Origin of the sequence: Aeromicrobium sp. REDSEA-S32_B7 (assembly GCF_001626145.1) — a bacterium.
GTDB classification, from domain to species: Bacteria; Actinomycetota; Actinomycetes; order Propionibacteriales; family Nocardioidaceae; genus Aeromicrobium; species Aeromicrobium erythreum.
This window is the reverse complement of record NZ_LUNF01000106.1, coordinates 1-18,321: the sequence shown is the minus strand read 5'-3', so window position 1 is coordinate 18,321 and position 18,321 is coordinate 1. Positions and strand designations below refer to the sequence as shown.

Here is an 18,321-nt window from a genome sequence, read left to right as displayed (position 1 = left end):
CCTCTGGTCCACCTGGACCCAGCGAGCTGGTCGATGATGACGCTCCTCGACTACCTCATCGAGAACCCGCACAACCTGGGCGATCTCTGCCTTCGTGATCCACACGCAGCTCCGTCCCTTGTGCGTGCCTTGGTTCCCGACCCTGAGCTGCGACGCAGCCGAGGTGTAGTCGTGGCTGCGGTAGCAGTACTCTTGCTCGTCTGAGCCCCGTCGCCGGGGCTGGTCGTCGGGCCCGAGTGGTCAGGGACGCACGACGGGCAGGGTGCGGCGCAGCCAGGCGCGCGGCCGACACCAGGTTGATCTGCACCGTCAGCGCCCACACGTCGGCCTCGTCGACGGGCTCGAGGATCCCGAGGTCGAGCATCCACCGGGTCGTGACCTCGAAGGACTCACCCTTCAGGCGCACGAGCTCGGCGAGCCCCTCGGCCACGACCGGCTCGAACTGCGCCGTCGCGCGCAGGGCGGTCCAGAGGTCGGCCGAGCGGGCGTGCCCGTCGGCGAGGAAGGCGATCATCGCCTCCAGGCCCTCGTCGCGGTCGGTCATGGCCAGGATCTCCTGGGCGGTCGACGCGTCGAGCAGCGACTCCCAGTCGCCCGTGCCGGCATAGCGGGTGCGGAACGCCTCCAGCAGCAGGTAGGCCTTGCTGCCGACCGACACGACGGAGTCGACCGACACCCCGGCCTGGGCCGCGATGCTCGCCAGGGTCGTGCCCACGAAGCCCCGCTCGGCGAAGCCGGCCGCGGCAGCCTCGATCACCCGACGTCGGGTCTCGGCCGCCCGCTGCGCGCGCAGGGGCGAGGTGTAGCCCCGCTTCGCCGCATCGACGCTCATGCTCCGCAACCTACCCCCGTCGCGGAGCATGACGAAAGGCCGGCTCCACGACGGGAGCCGGCCTTCGGCCAGGTGCTCAGAACGGCTTGGCCTCGACGATCGAGACCGTCAGCGTCTTGCCGTTGGGCGCCTCGTAGGAGGCGTCGTCGCCCACCTTCTTGCCGAGGATGGCGGCGCCGAGCGGCGAGGTGGGGGAGTAGACGTCGAGGTCGACGGCGGAGTCGAGGCTGAGCAGCTCGCGCGAGCCGAGCAGGAAGCGCTCGACCTCGTCGTCACCGGCGAAGGTGACACCCACGACCATGCCGGCCTCGACGATGCCGTCGTCGGCCGGCTTCTCGCCGACCTCGGCGCGACGCAGCATGTCCTCGAGCTGCTGGATGCGGGCGTTGGCCTTGCCCTGCTCCTCGCGGGCGGCGTGGTAGCCGCCGTTCTCCTTGAGGTCGCCCTCGTCGCGTGCGGCCGCGATCTTCTCGGTGATGTCGGGCATGACGACCTCCTTGAGGTTCGCCAGCTCGCCCTTCAACCGGTCGTACGCCTCCTGGGTGACCCAGATGGTCTCGGTGCTGGACTGCGACATGATGCAACCTCCTGGCCGACATGCAGGTGAAAACAAGCGGAACCCCAGGCGTCGAGCCCGGGGTTGAACGACCACCCTAGCAGTCAGTCCAGGACTTGGCACGTCCTCACGACGGCGGTGACCGCCTCGCGCTCGGTGGTGATCGGCACCGTCACCCGGGTGCGCTCGCGGCGGCCCGCGGGGACGTCGACGGTCCGCTCGCCGACGACGGAGTGGTCGAGCGCCTGGGCGTAGAGCGTGCAGCGAGCGGCGACGGGGTCGGGCCGACGCACGTCGAGCGTGGCCACCACCCGGGTGGGCGACTCGACCGTGTACCCGTGGATCTCGCCGGAGACGGGGTCGGTGTCGAGTGCGACCCACGCCGCCCACGCGACGCCGATGAGCACACCGACGGCCGCGACCGTGGGCCACAGCCAGCGGCCGCGGGTGCGTCGGCCGTAGCGTGCGTCGAGGGTGCTCACCCCTCGATTGTTCCAGGCGCCCCCACGGCGTCGGGTGCCGCCGTCGTCGCTCGAACGACGGGCCCCGCGCCGCATCGTGCTCCGTCCGATGGAAGACTGGCCGGGTGACCGAGAAGCTGCGCCTCATGCACGTGCACGCGCACCCCGACGACGAGTCGAGCAAGGGTGCGGCGTCGACCGCCCGCTACGTCGCCGAAGGGATCGACGTGCACGTCGTCACCTGCACGGGTGGCGAGCGCGGCAGCATCTTGAACCCGCAGTTCAAGCACCCGGGCATCGAGGACAACCCCGAGCTCATCACGGAGATCCGCCGCGAGGAGATGGACCGCGCCCGCGAGATCCTCGGCGTGAAGCAGGACTGGCTCGGCTTCGTCGACTCGGGGTGGCCCGAGGGCGACCCGAAGCCGCCGCTGCCGGAGGGCTGCTTCGGCCTGGTCCCGGTCGAGGAGGCGGCGGTCCCGCTGGTGCGCCTGGTCCGCTCGTTCCGCCCGCACGTGCTCACGACGTACGACGAGAACGGCGGCTACCCCCACCCCGACCACATCAAGTGCCACGAGATCAGCGTGTTCGCCTACGAGAAGGCGGCCGACCCGACGTGGCACCCCGAGCTCGGCGAGGCCTGGCAGGTCAGCAAGCTGTACTACCACCTCGGCTGGAACTGGCAGAAGCTCACGGCCATCTCCGAGGCGCTCGAGCGGCACGGCCTGGAGAACCCGTACGCCGAGCGGATGAAGGACTGGGAGCGCAAGCCCGAGGACGAGGCCCGGCTCACCACGCGGGTCGAGTGCGCCGAGTACTTCCCGGTGCGCGACGCCGCCCTGCTCGCGCACGCCACGCAGATCGACCCGGACGGCTGGTTCTTCTCCGTCCCCAACGAGGTGCAGGCCGAGGCGTGGCCCACGGAGGACTACCAGCTCGTCGACTCCAAGGTCGAGACGACGGTGCCCGAGGACGACCTCTTCGCCGGACTGCGCTGACCTCCCCGGCGCCGCTGCCCCGTAGGATGGCGGCATGAACGAGCTCGTGACGTACCTGGTGACGGCCGAGCGGCCGCGTGGTCTCGACCCGAACATCGTGCGTCCCGGCTGGCTCGCCCTCGGGATCGTCGCCCTGCTCGCCGTGGCCGTGTTCTTCCTGGCCAAGTCGTTCGCGAAGCACACCAAGCGTGCGGCCCAGCCCTGGGAGGGCGACGCCGACGACGCGACGTCGACGACCTCCACCCGCACGTCAGCCGACGACGGCCCGGTCAGCCGCGACTGACGCGCGGCCGACCGGCGCGCGCGAGAGCGCGTGCGCCGGCGGCGATGACGACGAGGCACAGCCCGATCAGGGCCACGAACGGCAGGCTCGACTGGTCGGCCGTCACCGACCCTTGGTCCTCGTTCGCGAAGCTGACGACCGTGCCGACGGCCAGAGCGGTGGCGTAGGTGGCCGCGGTCGCGGCACCCACCACGACCCCCGCAGCGCGAGGCTGCCCGGTCGCGGCTGCTGCCACGACCCACGCGATCCCGGTCGTGACGCCCGCCGCCACGAGCACGCCGGCGAGGAAGACAGCGTGCTGCTCGACTTCGACGGTGTCCCGGAAGGCGTAGGCGAAGAAGAACGCCACGGGCAGCACGATGCCTCCGAGGGCCACGGACGCCGCCGCCGTGACCGCGGCCGTCGTCCAGACCTGGGTGGGTGTCATGGCCGAACCGTACCGGGACGACGCGGATCATCGACCGCTCACGGCGCTGGAGATCGAACGCTTCTGCGTTGGTGATGGGATCCCGTAGCAAACGCAGCATCCTCGACCCTCCCGCGTCGCCGCCCCTCACCCGCGTCGCGCGCGAGGTGGGCGCGTGCCTGGCAGGGTTGACGTGTGCCGAACCGACTCAGCGCCGCGACCAGCCCGTACCTGCTGCAGCACGCCGACAACCCCGTCGACTGGTGGGAGTGGGGGGAGGAGGCGCTCGCGCTCGCCGCGTCGCTCGACCGCCCGATCCTGCTGAGCGTCGGCTACGCCGCGTGCCACTGGTGCCACGTGATGGCGCACGAGTCGTTCGAGGACCCGGCGACGGCGCAGTTCATGAACGACCACTTCGTGAACGTGAAGGTCGACCGGGAGGAGCGGCCCGACGTCGACGCGGTCTACATGCGGGCGACGCAGGCCATGACCGGTCAGGGTGGCTGGCCCATGACCGTCGTGCTGGCGCCGTCGGGCGAGCCGTTCTTCGCCGGCACCTACTTCCCGCCGGAGCCGCGCCAGGGGCACCCGGCGTTCACGCAGGTGCTGCAGGCCCTGGCCGACGCGTGGGAGAACCGTCGCGACGAGGTGATGCAGGTGGGTGCCGACGTGCTCGCGCACCTGCGTGAGACCGTCGACGCGGGTGGCTCCGCCCTGGACGCCGAGGCGCTCGACGCCGCGCAGGCGGTGCTGTCGAGCCAGCACGACGACGAGGCAGGCGGCTACGCCGGCAGCCCCAAGTTCCCGCCGTCGATGGTGCTGGAGGCGTGCCTGCGCCACTGGTCGCGCACGGGCACCGAGCGCTCGCTGGAGATGGTGCGCACGACGTGCGAGGCGATGGCGCGCAGCGGCACCTACGACCAGCTCGGCGGCGGGTTCGCCCGCTACGGCGTCGACCGGTACTGGCAGGTGCCGCACTTCGAGAAGATGCTCTACGACAACGCTCAGCTGCTGCGGGTCTACCTCCACTGGTGGCGCGCCGAGCTGGCCTCCGGCGACGAGCGACGTCAGGCGTTCGCGCGGCGGGTGGCCGCCGAGACCGCCGACTTCCTGCTCGCCGAGCTGGGCACGCCCGAGGGCGGCTTCGCCTCTGCGCTCGACGCCGACAGCGCCGACCCGAGCGGCGCGGTCCACGAGGGCGCGTACTACGCCTGGAACCCGAACCAGCTGATGCGGCTGCTCGGCGCCTCCGACGGCGCCTGGACGGCGCGGCTCCTCGGCGTCACGGGCGCGGGGACGTTCGAGCGCGGCTTCTCGACCCTGCAGCTGCTGGAGGACCCCGACGACCCGGACCGGTGGACGACGATCCGGGCGCGGCTGCTCGACGCGCGCTCCCAGCGGACCCGACCGGCGCGCGACGACAAGGTCGTGGCCGCGTGGAACGGCCTGGCCGTGATCGCCCTCGCCGAGGCGGGCGTGCTGCTGGAGGACGAGCGGTACACCGAGGCAGCCGTGCGGGCCGCGACCCTGCTGGCCGACGTGCACCTGCGCGACGGCGGGCACGTCCTGCGCGCGTCGCGCGACGGGGTCGCCGGTGAGCACGCCGGGGTCCTCGAGGACCACGCGACCGTCGCGGAGGCGTTCGTGGCGACTCTGGGTGTCACGGGCGACGCGGTCTGGCTGGAGCGGGCGCAGGTCGTGCTCGACCGCGTGCTCGACCACTTCGACGCCCCCGACGGCGGCTTCTTCGACACCGCCGACGACGCCTCCGACCTCGTCGTGCGGCCGCAGGACGCCTCCGACAACGCCTACCCGTCCGGCACGTCGGCCGCGGCGCATGCCTTCGTCGCGCTGGCCGCCGTCACGGGCGAGCCGCGTTACCGCGAGGCCGCCGAGCGCGCGGTGCGCGCTGCGGCGCAGCTGGGGGCGAAGGTGCCCCGGTTCGCGGGCTGGACGCTGGCCGCGGCAGAGGCCCTGCTGGCGGGCCCGGACGAGATCGCCGTGGTCGGACCCGACGCCGGGGAGCGCGAGGTCGTGCACCGGGCCGCGCTGCTGCGCACGTCGCCGGCCGTGGTCGTGGCCGCGGAGACGGCGACGCCTGCCGTGCCGCTGCTCGCGGAGAGGGTCGCGGTCGACGGTCGGGCCACCGCCTACGTGTGCCGCGACCACGTGTGCGCGCTGCCCGTCACCGACCCGGCGGCGCTGCTGCCGTAGTGGCTGCGGCGGTCCGCGTCAACCCTTCTTCAGGTTCCGTGAACGACGCTACCGGTGGTCGGCGCCCACCCGTACGGTCGAGGCACGAGACGGATACGTAGCGCGGCCCGCACGGGCCACGCCGCGTCCTTGAGCTCCGGCGTCGGCCTGCCCCACCCCCGAGGGGCCCGGCGTCGGACCTGTGCCTCGAACCTCGGTGTTGAGGTGCTCCAGGGGAGTGGCACGGGCACGGGGCCGTCGGCGACGCCCTGCCGAGCGTCGCCGACGGTGCCCGCTGACGGACGATCAGGCGGGGCCCACGTCGGTGACGGTCACGACGGCCTCGCCGGCCGCGTCGCTGGCGTCGAGGTCGACCTCAGCGGAGATGCCCCAGTCGCGGTGACCCTCGGGGTCGTCGAACGTCTGCCGCACCCGCCAGCGCCGTCCGTCCGGCCCGTGCGCGACGGTGATGTCGAGGAGCTTCGGGCCCCGCGCCTCGGGCCCGGTGCCGAGGTGGTCGTACTCGGCCCGGTAGGCGGTGAGCGCCTCGCGCCACGCGTCGGCGTCCCACCCGGCCTCGCCATCGAGGTCGCCGAGCGCGTCCCAGCGGCCGAGCGCCGCGAGCTCCACCCTCCGGAACAGCGCGTTGCGCACCAGCACCCGGAACGCGCGCTCGTTCGCCGTGACAGGACGGATCGTCTGCTCGCCGTCGGCCACCGCGTGCGCGCGGTCGAGGCTCTCGGGGTCGGCGGGGTTCACCAACGCCTCCCACTCGTCGAGCAGGCTCGAGTCGGTCTGGCGCACCAGCTCGCCGAGCCAGGCCGTCAGGTCGGTCAGCTCCTCCGTGCGCGCCGCCGCGGGGACCGTCCGCTCGAGCGCCTTGTACGCGTCGGACAGGTAGCGCAGCACCATGCCCTCCGACCGCGCGAGACCGTAGTCGGACACCAACTCGGAGAACGTCATGGCGCGCTCGGCCATCTCGCGCACGACCGACTTCGGTCGCAGCGGGTGGTCGGCCACCCACGGGTGACCCTGGCGGTAGGTCTCGTACGCCGCCTCCAGCAGGTCCTGCAGCGGCTTCGGGTGCTCGACCTCCTCGAGCAGCTCCATCCGTTCGTCGTACTCGACGCCGTCGGCCTTCATCTGCGCCACGGCCTCGCCCCGCGCCCGGTGCACCTGGGCGGCGATGATCGGGCGCGGGTCCTCCAACGTCGCCTCGATGACCGACACCACGTCGAGCGCGTACTCGGGCGACTCGACGTCGAGCAGCTCGAGCGTGGCCACCGCGAACGGCGAGAGGGGCTGGTTGAGCGCGAAGTCGCGCTGCAGGTCGACGGTGAGGCGCAGCGTGCGTCCCTGGTCGTCCGGAGCGTCGGTGCCTTCTGCCGCCCCGGGCCCGGCACCCCCGCCGATCCGCTCGACGACCCCGCCGGCCACCAGCGCCTCCACGATCTCGCGCACCCGACCCTGCAGCCGCTCGACCTCGTCGGGGCGCACCACGCTCTCCTCGATGAGGTGGTCGAGCGCAGCGACCGCGTCGCCCGGACGCTGCACGACGTCGAGCACCATCGCGTGGGTGATCTGCATGCGTGGGACGAGGGGCTCGGGCGTGCCGTTCACGAGCTTGTCGAACGTGGCCTCGTTCCACGACACGTGCCCCTCGGGCGCCTTCTTGCGCTGCACCTTGCGCAGCTTCTTCGGGTCGTCGCCGGCCTTCGCGATGGCCTTCGCGTTCTCGATGTCGTGCTCGGGCGCGAGCACCACCACGTGGCCGACGGTGTCGTACCCGGCGCGCCCGGCCCGGCCCGCGATCTGCGCGAACTCCCGCACCTGCAGCTGCCGCTGGCGTCGACCGTCGTACTTCGTCAGCCCGCTGAACAGCACCGTGCGGATCGGCACGTTGATGCCGACGCCGAGCGTGTCCGTGCCGCACACGACCTTGAGCAGACCCTGCTGCGCGAGCCGCTCCACCAGGCGTCGGTAGCGCGGCAGCATGCCCGCGTGGTGCACGCCGATACCCATGCGCACCAGGCGCGACAGGGTCTTCCCGAACGCCGACGTGAAGCGGAAGCTGCCGATCGCCTCGGCGATCTCGTCGCGCTCCGCCCGCGTCGCGAGGGCGACGCTGCTGAGCGCCTGCGCACGCTCCAGCGCCGACGCCTGCGTGAAGTGCACGATGTAGACGGGCGCCTGTCCGGTCTGCACGAGCTCGGTCACGACGTCCTGCACCGGCGAGACCACGTACTCGTTCACCAGGGGGACGGGCCGTTCTGACGACGCCACGAGCGCGGTGTCGCGACCGGTGCGGCGGGTGAGGTCCTCGCGCAACGCGGTGGTGTCGCCGAGCGTCGCCGACATCAGCAGCGCCTGCGCCCGCGGCAGCTCCACGAGCGGCACCTGCCAGGCCCATCCGCGGTCGGGGTCGGCGTAGAAGTGGAACTCGTCCATCACCACCAAGCCGACGTCGGCGGCGGCACCCTCGCGCAGCGCCAGGTTCGCCAGCACCTCCGCCGTCGCCACGACCACGGGCGCATCGGCGTTGACGGAGGCGTCGCCCGTGAGCATGCCGACGTCGTCGGCGCCGAACACCTCGCAGAGGTCGAAGAACTTCTCGCTCACCAGCGCCTTGATCGGAGCCGTGTACACGGCGCACTCGCCACGGGCGAGGGCGCCCGCGATCGCCGCCGTCGCCACCAGGCTCTTGCCGGAGCCCGTCGGCGTGGCGAGCACGACGTTCGAGCCCGACAGCAGCTCGAGGACCGCTTCCTCCTGCGCCGGGTACATGCTCATCCCGCGCGAGTCGACCCACGCCTCGACGGCGTCGAACACGTCGTCGGGGGTGGCGGCGTCCGGGACGTGGAGCGCGGGGCTCACCGCTGCTGGTAGGCGAGCAGGCTCACGCCGATGTAGTGCACGATGAACGCGGCGATCGTGAGCGTGTGGAACACCTCGTGGAAGCCGTACCAGCGCGGGAACGGGTCGGGCCACTTGAAGCCGTAGACCAGCGCGCCCAGCGTGTACAGACCGCCGCCGACGATCATGAGGACCAGCACCGCGGTCGAGGCCTGGTCGACGAACTCACCCCAGTACAGCACCGCGGCCCAGCCGAGCAGCACGTACAGCGGCACATAGATCCAGCGCGGCGCGCCCACCCAGAACACGCGGAACGCGACGCCGAGCAGCGCCCCGCCCCACACGAGCGACAGCATGATCACGGCCTGCTCCGTGTTGAGCAGCAGCAGGCTGAACGGTGTGTACGAGCCGGCGATGAGCAGGAAGATGTTCGCGTGGTCGATGCGCTTCCACACGATGCGAGCCTCGTCGGACCAGGTGCGCGTGTGGTACAGCGCCGAGCAGCCGAACAGCAGCAGTGCGCTCACCATGAAGATCGCGACGCCGGCCCGCACGAGCGTGTCGTCGGCGATCACCATCATCACGAGGAAGGAGATGAAGGCGAGGGGTGCGGTCCCCGCGTGGAGCCAGCCGCGCAGCCTCGGCTTGATCTCCTCCAGGTTGTCCCGGATGCGGTCGGACACCTCGTCGGTCGTGGCTTCGAGATCGGTCCGTGGCATAGGGGGAAGAGTAGCCCCTCGGCCTGAGCATCCGATGTGATGAGATGAGGTCCATGGGTCTGAGCCAGGTCGCCTACGGTGCGTACGAGCGGCGGCTCCTCAGACGCCTCGATCCCGATCGCCTGCCACGCCACGTCGGCGCGATCGTCGACGGCAACCGACGCTGGGCGAAGGACGCCCGCATGGGCCTCGACCAGGGCTACCGGGCGGGTGCGGCGAAGGTCGATGAGTTCCTCGACTGGTGCCACGAGCTGGGCGTCGGGACGGTCACGTTCTGGGTGCTGTCGACCGACAACCTGCAACGCCCCGAGGCGGAGCTGGCGAGCATCCTCGACGCGGTCGAGGACCTCGTCGGACGGCTCGCCGAGGACGGACGCTGGCACGTGCGGCTCATCGGCAACCTCCAGCTGCTGCCCGCCGACTCCTCCGCGCGTCTGCAGCGCGCCGCCGCGGCGTCGCCGTCGGGCGAGGGCCTGATGCACGTCAACGTGTGCGTCGGCTACGGCGGACGGCAGGAGCTGACCGACGCCATGCGTGCCCTCCTGCTCGCGGAGGCGGCCAAGGGTCGCACGCTGGAGGAGGTCGCGGCGACGCTCGAGGTCGACCACATCGCCGACCACCTGTACACGAAGGGCCAGCCCGACCCCGACCTCGTCATCCGCACGTCGGGCGAGCAGCGGCTGTCGGGCTTCCTGCTGTGGCAGAGCGTGCACAGCGAGTTCTACTTCTCCGATGTCCTCTGGCCCGCCTTCCGCCGCGTCGACCTCCTCCGCGCGATGCGCTCCTACGCCGCCCGCGAGCGCCGCTTCGGCACCTGAGCTGTCGCTGGTCGAGTAGTCGACGTCGCGACGAAGGAGCTGGCGGCGGCGTATCGAGACCACTCCAAGCGGGCGCTGGGGGTTGGTCCGCGCTGGGCTGTTGCCGGGTGGTCTCGATACGCAGCGACGTGCTCGCTGGCGCTCGCCGTCGCCGCTACTCGACCAGCGGACCCCACCGCTGGTCGAGTGCCTCCACGAGCGCCAGCGAGGGGAGGTGTATCGAGACCACTCTGGGCTGTCGCTGGGGGTTGGTTCGCGCTGGGCTGTTGCCGGGTGGTCTCGATACGCAGCGACGAGCTCGCTGGCGCTCGCCGTCGCCGCTACTCGACCAGCGGTGGGTGTCGCTGGTCGAGTGCCTCCACGAGCGCCAGCGAGTGGAGGTGTATCGAGACCACTCCCAGCCGTCGCTGGGGGTCGGCCCGCGCTGGGCTGTTGCCGGGTGGTCTCGATACGTCCGAGCCTCGCAAGCTCGCTCGGACTACTCGACCAGCGGACGCCACCGCTGGTCGAGTGCCTCCACGAGCGCCAGCGAGGGGAGGTGTATCGAGACCACTCTGGGCTGTCGCTGGGGGGTTGGTTCGCGCTGGGCCGTTGCGGGGTGGTCTCGATACGCGGCCGCGGCGCTCGTTCCTCACGCGTGGCCGCTACTCGACCAGCGGAATCTTGCGCTGGTCGTGTCGGCGCCGTCCGGGCGTATCGAGACCACTCCACGCCGACGCTGGGGGCTGGGCCCGCGCTGGCGGGATGCGCGGAGTGGTGGGTGCGCAGAGTTCATCTCGGCGTTACATGACGCGCAGCGTGTCGCCGCGCCCGGGCACGGGGGCGGACGTACGTTGCGAGGGTGTTGATGCTCGCCCCGGAGCCCAGCCGCCCCACACCCACCGAGTAGGGAAGGGCCGGCGCAGGGGCGCGCGGGTTCTTCGCAGGGAGTCAGACATGACTGTCAAGCAGCCCGTCAGCGCCGCCGCCACCTCCGCCGAGGCGGTCCGCACCTACGTCCTCGACACCAGCGTCCTGCTGGCCGACCCAGGGGCGGTGCATCGCTTCCACGAGCACGAGGTCGTCATCCCGGTCGTCGTCATCACCGAGCTCGAGGGCAAGCGCCACCACCCCGAGCTCGGCTACTTCGCCCGCACGGCACTGCGCTTCCTCGACGACCTGCGCGTCCAGCACGGCATGCTCGACGTCCCCCTGCCCATCGGCACGGAGGGCGGCACGATCCGCGTCGAGCTGAACCACACCAACCCCGAGGCCCTGCCCGCCGGCTTCCGCCTCGGCGACAACGACACGCGCATCCTCGCCGTCGCGAAGAACCTCGCCGACGAGGGGCGCCACGTCACGCTCGTCTCCAAGGACCTGCCGATGCGGGTCAAGGCGTCGGCGGTCGGCCTGTCGGCGGAGGAGTACCGCGCCGAGCTGGCCCTCGAGTCCGGCTGGACCGGCATGCGCGAGCTCGAGGTCGACTCCGCCGACCTCGACGCGCTGTACGAGGAGGGCAGCCTCGACGTCGCCCTCCTGGACGACGAGACCGCGCGCGACCTCCCGTGCCACACGGGGTTGGTGCTGCTGTCGGACAAGGGCAGCGGGCTCGGCCGGATCACGCCCGACAAGCGGGTGCAGCTGGTCCGCGGCGACCGCGACGCGTTCGGCCTGCACGGCCGCTCGGCCGAGCAGCGCGTCGCGCTCGACCTGCTCCTCGACCCCGAGGTCGGGATCGTGTCGCTCGGTGGCCGCGCCGGCACCGGCAAGTCGGCGCTCGCGATCTGCGCGGGCCTCGAGGCGGTCATGGAGCGCCGTCAGCACAAGAAGGTCGTCGTGTTCCGTCCGCTGTATGCGGTCGGCGGGCAGGAGCTCGGCTACCTGCCGGGCAGCTCCGACGAGAAGATGGGGCCCTGGGCGCAGGCCGTGTTCGACACCCTCGGCGCCGTCGCGTCGCCGCACGTCGTCGACGAGATTCTCGACCGCGGGATGCTCGAGGTCCTGCCGCTGACCCACATCCGGGGTCGGTCGCTGCACGACGCGTACGTCATCGTCGACGAGGCGCAGTCGCTGGAGCGCAACGTGCTCCTCACGGTGCTCTCGCGCATCGGCGCGAACTCCAAGGTGGTCCTGACCCACGACGTCGCGCAGCGCGACAACCTGCGCGTCGGACGCCACGACGGCGTCGTCGCGGTGGTCGAGAAGCTCAAGGGCCACCCGCTGTTCGCGCACGTCACCCTCACCCGGTCCGAGCGGTCGCCTGTCGCCGCGCTCGTCACCGAGATGCTGGAGGACATCGGCATCTGACGCCCTCCTGGAGGCGGATGCGGACACCGCGTGCCGGACGTCGCAACGACGTCCGGCACGCGGTCTGCTGTGGCAGAGTGACCCCGTGACCAGGAGGGGCGTGTCCGCGGCGTTCGTCGCTGCCTCCATGCTGCTCGCGGCCGCCTGCGGCGGCTCACCCGACGAGGACGCCGTCGACGACGTGCCCGTGCTGCACTGGTACGTGGGCCCCGAGCGCGCCGACGTCGACGCGCTCGCGCAGACCTGCAGCGAGGGCTCCGGCGGCGACTACCGCATCGAGGTCGAGCGGCTGCCCGACGACGTCGAGGAGCGGCACGCGACGCTGATGCGCCGGCTGCTCGCGAAGGACGACTCGATCGACCTGTTCAGCATGGACACCGCGTGGAGCGCGGAGATGGCGGCCGCGCAGGTGCTCGCGCCCGTCCCGGAGGACCTCAAGACCCCGTTCGCGCAGGACGTCGCACCGGCCGCGCTGCGCTCGGTGACGGTCGACGGGCTGGTCGTCGCCGCGCCCTGGACCTTCGACCCGTGGCTGCTGTGGTGGCGGGGCAACACGGCCGAACGGGCCGGGCTCGACACGACCAAGCCGGTCTCGTGGGACGACCTGCTGACGGGTGCCGAGCGCACCGGTCGCCAGGTGCTCGTCGACGACCCCGACGGCGAGGGCCTCGCGGCGTGGGTGGACGCGCTCGTCGCCGGCGCCGGTGGCACGCTGCTGAAGGGCGCCGGACGCAGTCCTGAGGTGGGTCTGGACTCCGCGGCCGGCCGCACGGCCGCCCGCATCGTGAGCCGGCTGGGCCGGTCCGGTCTCGGCGCCGATCCGTCGGTCGACGCCGCTGAGGGGCTCGCGCGCCGCGGGGGGTTCGTGCTCGCGCCCAGCTCGTTCGTCTCCGACCCTGCCGTCGCACCCGTGGCCAGCGACCTGCAGTGGGCGGCGTTCCCCGAGGTCGACGGCACGCCGGCCGCGCCCAGCACGGGGGTCGCGCTCGCCGTGCCGTTGTTCGCGCCCGACACGTCGCTGTCGTACGAGGCGATCTCGTGCCTGACCTCCGACGACCTCCTCGCCTCGGTCATGACCGGCTCGGGGCACAGCGCGGCGCGTGTGAGCACCTACGACCTCGATGCCGTGAAGGCCGGGTATCCGCTCGCCGACGTCACCCGTCCGGCCGTCGACACCGCGGTCACGCTGCCGTCCACCCCGTACTGGATGCAGGCGCGGGCGGCGCTCGTGAAGACGTGGACGCCGATCTCCTCGGTCGGGTCGGCCACCCCGCGCCGTTCCCAGGCGGCGGTCCGCGACGCCGTCGCCGGGAGGCTGCCGTGAGCACCGAGCAGCCCGTCCAGCCCCAGCAGCCGGAGCCGGCCGACGTGGTCGAGACGTCGACGGCCGTGACCGCGGAGCCTCCTGCTCTGGACCTCCCTGCGGCGCTCGTCGAGCACCGTCGGCGACGACACGTTCGTGGGGCTCGACAACCTGACCGGGCTGCTCGGCGACCGCTCCTGGTGGCTCGCCGTGTCGGTGACGCTGCTGCTCGTCGTCGTGGCCGTCGGCGTGCAGCTCGTGCTCGCCTCCGTCGTGGCCGCGAGCATCCGTCGGCTGCGCCTGCCGCTGGCCGTGGTGTCGGTGCTGCTGCTCGCACCGTTCGCGCTGCTGCCCGTCGTGACGGCCTCGGTGTGGCGCGACGCCGTCACCTCGGGCGTCGGTCCCGCCTGGTTCGGCTACGACGGCGGGTCGAGCGCCGCGGCGGCGTTCGCCGTGGTGGCGGCCGAGGTCTGGCGCGGCACGGGTGTGACGGCAGTGATCCTGCTCGTCGGACTCACGCGCGTCGACCGTCGGCTCATCGACTCGGCCGTGGCCGACGGCGCCACCTCGTGGCAGCGGCTCCTGCGCGTCACGTGGCCCGCCGCCGCGCCGGCCGTGGCGGTGGCCGTCCTCTACCGCGCGACGGACGCGCTCCGCGCGCTGGAGGGTCCGCTGCTCGCGGCGCCCTCCGGCGGGGTGCGCACCGTGCCCGTGCTGACGTGGGAGACGACCTTCGAGAGCTTCGAGCGAGGTCTCGGAGCAGCCTCCGGCGTCCTGCTGCTGGTGCTGACGGGCCTGGTCGCAGCCGTCCTCGTCGCCGTCCTGCGACCCGGGAGGCGTGCGTGAACCCCACCGTCCGCTCCCGGCTGTGGGCCGCCGGCACCGCGTTCGTCGTCGGCTTCGTGCTCGCCAACGTCGGCGTCCTCGTCGTCACGGGCGCCGACCGCTGGCTCTGGGTCGCCGTCGCGGCCGTCCTCATGGGCACGGGCGCCGTCGGCGTGCTCGTCGCCGACACCCGCCGTCGGCTGTCGCTGTGGGCGGTGCTCGGTCTCGAGCTGGCCGTGGTGGGCACCGTCGCGCCCTTGTGGTGGACCGCAGCCGTCGCCCTCACCCCGTCGGGCACGGCGGCGACGTCGATGCTCCCGTCGAGCCCGCGCTGGTCCGTCCTCGGCGACGCGCTGCGGCGCGACGACGTGCGCGAGGCCGCGCTCACCAGCGTCGTCGTCGCCACCGCGGCCACCGTCGTCGCGATGCTCGTCGCCGTCCCGGCGGCCTACGCGCTGGCGCGTCGTCGGGTGCGCGGGAGTCGGGCCGTCCCCGTCGTCGTGGTGGGGGTCCTGCTGCTGCCGCTCGTCGCCTTCGCCGGACCGTGGTCGGACACGGCCGACGCCCTCGGCCTGCTCGGCTCCCGCTGGGCGGTCGCGCCGGTCCTGCTTCTCGTCGCCGTCCCGCTGGCCGTCTTCCTCAGCATCCCCGTCCTGCGCGACGCCCCGTGGTCGCTGCGCGACTCGATCCGCAGCGACGGCGCCGACCGCCGGCAGGAGCTGCGCGCGTTCGCCGTGCCGGTGCTGCTGCCCGACCTGCTCGTCGTCGCCGCCCTCGTGTGGGTGCTGTCGGCCCAGGACGTGGTGCTCGGCGCCGCCCTGGGACCCACGCCAGACGCCCGCACGCTGCCCGCCACCCTGCTCCTCGGGCAGGTGCCGCCCGCGCAGGCCGCGGCGGTCGGGCTGCTGTGGCTGCTGCCCGTCATCGTCCTCCTCGCGGTCGCGCCCCGCCGCGTCCGCCGCCTGATCGGAAGGGACCACCCATGACCTCGATGGAGCTGAGGGGCGTGCGCCTGGACGCCCTCGACGGCACGCCGCTGCTCGACGGGCTCGACCTCGTGGTGCCCGACGGCAGCACGACCGCGCTCTGCGGCCCGGCCGGCGCCGGCAAGTCGGCCGTGCTTCGCGTGCTCGTGGGCCTGGAGGAGCAGACCGAGGGCGACGTGCTGCTCGACGACATCGTCGTGAACGCGGTAGGCCCCCGCGACCGTGACCTCGCGCTCGTGCTCCAGGACTACGTGCTCCACCCCCACCTCGACGTCCACGACAACCTGGCCTTCGCGACCCGGCTGCGCCGCGGGCACGACAAGGTGGCGCTCGCGGAACGGATCGACGAGGTCGCCGCCTTCCTCGCCCTCGACTCGCTCCTCGACGCCAAGCCCGCCGAGCTCGAGCCGGCCCAGCGTCAGCGCGTCGCCATCGGCCGTGGGCTCGTGCGCGACGCCCTGGGCTACCTGTTCGACGACCCGTTCAGCGCGCAGGCCGACCGGGTCCGCACGCACGTCCGGTCGGTCACCCTGCAGTGGCAGCGCGACGAGGGTCGGACGTCGCTGTTCACCACGTCGCGCCCCGACGAGGCGCTCACCCTCGCCGACCGCGTGGCCGTCATGCACCGCGGCGTCGTGCACCAGACGGGGACGCCCGACGAGGTCTACGCCGACCCCGCCGACCTCTTCGTCGCCGCCTTCCTCGGGCAGCCCGCGATGAACCTGCTGCCGGCCACGGTCGAGGACGGCCGTCTCGTGACGCCGGTCCTGACCATCCCGCTCGACGCCGCGGCGCGGGACGCCCTCGGCGATCGCAGCCACGTCGTCGTGGGGGTGCGCCCCGAGCACTGCGAGGAGGCGGCACCCGTTGCCGACCCGGCCCCGACCGACGCCCCCCTGACCGCCGGCGCGATCGCGGCCCAGGCCGAGGCCGAGACCAAGGTCGAGGTCGTCGGCGAGGTCGACGACGTCGAGTGGCGCGGCGGCACGCAGCTCGTCTACGTCGGGTACGACCTCGACGACGACGTCCAGGCCATGCTCGAGGACGTCGAGGACGAGCTCGACTTCGACCTCTTCCAGAACTTCTTCGTCGCCGAGCTGCCGGCCGCCGACCGCCGCCGGGCGGGCGACACGGTCCGGCTGGCCGTGCCGCGCTCGCAGGTGCTGGTGTTCGACGTCGCGACCGGCGCGCGCCTGCGCGGGTCGTGAGCGCGCGCCTCGGGACCGTCGCACGGTCCCTGCCGTTCCTCTGGGCCCTGCTGTGCACGGCCGCCTACACGACGCTGTCGCTGCTGCGGTTCCGCCGCTTCGACCCCACCTCCTGGGACAACGCGATCTTCGAGCAGGCGATCCGCGGCTACGCGCACCTCGGACTGCCGATCGTCGACATCAAGGGCCCGGGCTTCAACATCCTCGGCGACCACTTCTCGCCGATCACGGCGCTCGTGGCGCCGTTCTACCGGCTGTGGCCGTCGGCCCAGACCCTGCTCGTCGCGCAGGCCGTGCTGATCGGGGTGTCGGTGCTGGTCGTCAGCCGGCTGGCGGTGCGGCACGCCGGTCCGTGGGCGGGCGCGATGCTCGCCGTCGCCTACGGCATCTCCTTCGGCATCTCCGCGGCCGTGCAGTCGGACTTCCACGAGGTCGCGTTCGGCGCCCCGCTGCTCGCGCTGGCAGGCTCGGCGTACCTCGACCGCCGCTGGAACGCCGTCGTGGGCTGGTCGCTGCCGCTCCTGCTCGTCAAGGAGGACATGGGCGCGACGGTGCTCGTCATCGGGCTCGTGCTCATGCTCGCCGGCGAGCGTCGTCGTGGCACGCTGCTCGCAGCGGCCGGCGTGGTGGGCGCGGCGCTCGTCGTGCTCGTCGTGCTGCCGTCGGTGAACCCCGGCGGCGTCTACGACTACGCGTCCAGCGTCGGGGGCGACCGCGGCGTGGTCGCGACCCTGCTCGACGAGCCGGGTCGCAAGGCCCTCACGGTGCTGGTGACGCTCGCGGTGACCGGTCTCGCGGCGCTCGGGTCGCCCTGGGTGCTGCTCGTGCTGCCGACGTTCGCGTGGCGCTTCGTCGGCGACAACCCGTACTACTGGGGCACCGACTGGCACTACTCGCTGCTGCTCATGCCGATCGTGTTCGTCGCGGCCGTCGACACCATGCGGCGCTACCCGCCCGTGCGGTGGACGGCGGTGCCCGCGCTCGTCGTGTCGCTCGCGCTGCTGCCGTCGACGCCGCTGTGGGCGCTGACCCGGGGGGAGACGTACGAGGTGCCCGACCGCGCGGCGGTCGCCCAGCGCGTGGTCGACATGGTGCCCGACGGCGCGTCGGTCGTGACCGACATCGGCGTCATCACGCACCTCGCCACGGACCACGACGTCTACTGGCTCGGCACGGTCGGCACCGCCCCGCTCCCCGACGGCGAGCCGGAGTACGTCCTGCTCGACCAGTGGGCCGGCGTCGGCTCGCCCCCGGACGCCCGCACCTGGGCCGAGCAGACCTTCGGCGGCACCTGGGTGACCGTCTGGGACGCCGACGGCTACCAGCTCGCCCGCCGCGCCTGAACGCGGTGCCGCTGGGATTGGCCTGCGCTGAGCCGTTGCCGGGTGGCCTCGATACGTCAGGACTTCGCAAGCTCGTCCTGACTACTCGACCAGCGGCGGGTTCCGCTGGTCGAATAGCGCGGAGCCGCGAGGTACGAGCGTGCTCCGGGCGTATCGAGACCACTCTGGGCTGTCGCTGGGGGTTGGGTCGCGCTGAGCCGTTGCCGGGTGGTCTCGATACGTCAGGACTTCGCAAGCTCGTCCTGACTACT

16 protein-coding genes are annotated in these 18,321 nt (G+C 72.6%); 10 read left to right on the top strand and 6 right to left on the bottom strand.

The window, feature by feature from the left end; translation table 11 throughout:
- Positions 1–55 precede the first annotated feature (55 nt).
- The 3 genes from A6Q79_RS07725 to A6Q79_RS07715 all read right to left on the bottom strand — a co-directional run bounded on the left by A6Q79_RS07725 (position 56) and on the right by A6Q79_RS07715 (position 1,870).
- The gene (locus A6Q79_RS07725; protein ID WP_317697548.1) at positions 56–832 is read right to left on the bottom strand and encodes a TetR family transcriptional regulator; all 777 of its coding nucleotides are present in this window, start codon (positions 830–832) and stop codon (positions 56–58) included.
- A gap of 76 nt (positions 833–908) precedes the next feature.
- Complete coding sequence (gene greA, locus A6Q79_RS07720; protein WP_067859396.1) at positions 909–1,409, bottom strand: transcription elongation factor GreA; 501 nt, start codon at positions 1,407–1,409, stop codon at positions 909–911.
- Between the two features lie 83 nt (positions 1,410–1,492).
- Positions 1,493–1,870 (bottom strand): DUF4307 domain-containing protein, encoded by a 378-nt coding sequence (locus A6Q79_RS07715; RefSeq protein ID WP_286690892.1) that lies wholly within the window; start codon positions 1,868–1,870, stop codon positions 1,493–1,495.
- 104 nt (positions 1,871–1,974) lie between these two features.
- Between A6Q79_RS07715 and mca the strand changes: the two genes are divergently transcribed.
- Both mca and A6Q79_RS07705 read left to right on the top strand, forming a co-directional pair.
- Positions 1,975–2,847 carry a mycothiol conjugate amidase Mca gene (mca, locus tag A6Q79_RS07710; protein WP_286690891.1) on the top strand — a complete coding sequence of 291 codons (873 nt, stop codon included), beginning with the start codon at positions 1,975–1,977 and terminating at the stop codon, positions 2,845–2,847.
- 34 nt (positions 2,848–2,881) lie between these two features.
- Positions 2,882–3,130, top strand: a complete 249-nt coding sequence (locus A6Q79_RS07705) for a hypothetical protein (protein ID WP_286690890.1) — start codon at positions 2,882–2,884, stop codon at positions 3,128–3,130.
- Here A6Q79_RS07705 and A6Q79_RS07700 read toward each other — a convergent pair.
- Positions 3,117–3,557: a hypothetical protein gene (locus tag A6Q79_RS07700; RefSeq protein ID WP_286690889.1), complete on the bottom strand. Its 441-nt coding sequence runs from the start codon at positions 3,555–3,557 to the stop codon at positions 3,117–3,119. The genes A6Q79_RS07705 and A6Q79_RS07700 overlap by 14 nt on opposite strands.
- A gap of 174 nt (positions 3,558–3,731) precedes the next feature.
- Between A6Q79_RS07700 and A6Q79_RS07695 the strand changes: the two genes are divergently transcribed.
- Positions 3,732–5,750 carry a thioredoxin domain-containing protein gene (locus A6Q79_RS07695; protein ID WP_286690888.1) on the top strand — a complete coding sequence of 673 codons (2,019 nt, stop codon included), beginning with the start codon at positions 3,732–3,734 and terminating at the stop codon, positions 5,748–5,750.
- Between the two features lie 285 nt (positions 5,751–6,035).
- On the opposite strand, the gene A6Q79_RS07690 is transcribed toward A6Q79_RS07695, so the two are convergent.
- Together A6Q79_RS07690 and A6Q79_RS07685 are read right to left on the bottom strand one after the other, a co-directional pair.
- Complete coding sequence (locus A6Q79_RS07690) at positions 6,036–8,519, bottom strand: DEAD/DEAH box helicase (RefSeq protein WP_286690896.1); 2,484 nt, start codon at positions 8,517–8,519, stop codon at positions 6,036–6,038.
- Positions 8,520–8,599: 80 nt separating this feature from the next.
- A complete protein-coding gene (locus tag A6Q79_RS07685; protein ID WP_286690887.1) occupies positions 8,600–9,301 on the bottom strand; it encodes a hemolysin III family protein in 702 nt (233 codons plus the stop codon).
- 53 nt (positions 9,302–9,354) lie between these two features.
- Here A6Q79_RS07685 and uppS point away from each other — a divergent pair, with 53 nt between their 5' ends.
- From uppS to A6Q79_RS07650, 7 genes are all read left to right on the top strand, one after another.
- Positions 9,355–10,119 (top strand): polyprenyl diphosphate synthase, encoded by a 765-nt coding sequence (gene uppS, locus A6Q79_RS07680; RefSeq protein ID WP_286690886.1) that lies wholly within the window; start codon positions 9,355–9,357, stop codon positions 10,117–10,119.
- Between the two features lie 936 nt (positions 10,120–11,055).
- Complete coding sequence (locus A6Q79_RS07675) at positions 11,056–12,405, top strand: PhoH family protein (protein ID WP_067859375.1); 1,350 nt, start codon at positions 11,056–11,058, stop codon at positions 12,403–12,405.
- An 85-nt stretch (positions 12,406–12,490) separates the two neighbouring features.
- Complete coding sequence (locus A6Q79_RS07670; protein WP_286690861.1) at positions 12,491–13,729, top strand: extracellular solute-binding protein; 1,239 nt, start codon at positions 12,491–12,493, stop codon at positions 13,727–13,729.
- Between the two features lie 135 nt (positions 13,730–13,864).
- On the top strand, positions 13,865–14,554 hold the full coding sequence (locus A6Q79_RS07665) for an ABC transporter permease subunit (RefSeq protein WP_317697535.1): 690 nt from the start codon (positions 13,865–13,867) through the stop codon (positions 14,552–14,554).
- The gene (locus A6Q79_RS07660; protein WP_286690863.1) at positions 14,551–15,519 is read left to right on the top strand and encodes an ABC transporter permease subunit; all 969 of its coding nucleotides are present in this window, start codon (positions 14,551–14,553) and stop codon (positions 15,517–15,519) included. The genes A6Q79_RS07665 and A6Q79_RS07660 overlap by 4 nt, the downstream gene beginning before the upstream one ends.
- A complete protein-coding gene (locus A6Q79_RS07655; protein WP_286690864.1) occupies positions 15,516–16,727 on the top strand; it encodes an ABC transporter ATP-binding protein in 1,212 nt (403 codons plus the stop codon). Before A6Q79_RS07660 ends, A6Q79_RS07655 begins: the two co-directional genes overlap by 4 nt.
- On the top strand, positions 16,724–18,070 hold the full coding sequence (locus A6Q79_RS07650; protein WP_286690865.1) for a DUF2079 domain-containing protein: 1,347 nt from the start codon (positions 16,724–16,726) through the stop codon (positions 18,068–18,070). Before A6Q79_RS07655 ends, A6Q79_RS07650 begins: the two co-directional genes overlap by 4 nt.
- The last annotated feature ends 251 nt before the right edge of the window (positions 18,071–18,321 follow it).

What these genes read in the sequence shown, in the direction of transcription:
- A6Q79_RS07725 (WP_317697548.1), bottom strand. Translation starts at nt 832, where the DNA reads ATGAGCGTCGATGCGGCGAAGCGGGGCTACACCTCGCCCCTGCGCGCG.
- greA (WP_067859396.1), bottom strand. Translation starts at nt 1,409, where the DNA reads ATGTCGCAGTCCAGCACCGAGACCATCTGGGTCACCCAGGAGGCGTAC.
- A6Q79_RS07705 (WP_286690890.1), top strand. Translation starts at nt 2,882, where the DNA reads ATGAACGAGCTCGTGACGTACCTGGTGACGGCCGAGCGGCCGCGTGGT.
- A6Q79_RS07700 (WP_286690889.1), bottom strand. Translation starts at nt 3,557, where the DNA reads ATGACACCCACCCAGGTCTGGACGACGGCCGCGGTCACGGCGGCGGCG.
- A6Q79_RS07690 (WP_286690896.1), bottom strand. Translation starts at nt 8,519, where the DNA reads ATGAGCATGTACCCGGCGCAGGAGGAAGCGGTCCTCGAGCTGCTGTCG.
- A6Q79_RS07685 (WP_286690887.1), bottom strand. Translation starts at nt 9,301, where the DNA reads ATGCCACGGACCGATCTCGAAGCCACGACCGACGAGGTGTCCGACCGC.
- uppS (WP_286690886.1), top strand. Translation starts at nt 9,355, where the DNA reads ATGGGTCTGAGCCAGGTCGCCTACGGTGCGTACGAGCGGCGGCTCCTC.
- A6Q79_RS07675 (WP_067859375.1), top strand. Translation starts at nt 11,056, where the DNA reads ATGACTGTCAAGCAGCCCGTCAGCGCCGCCGCCACCTCCGCCGAGGCG.
- A6Q79_RS07655 (WP_286690864.1), top strand. Translation starts at nt 15,516, where the DNA reads ATGACCTCGATGGAGCTGAGGGGCGTGCGCCTGGACGCCCTCGACGGC.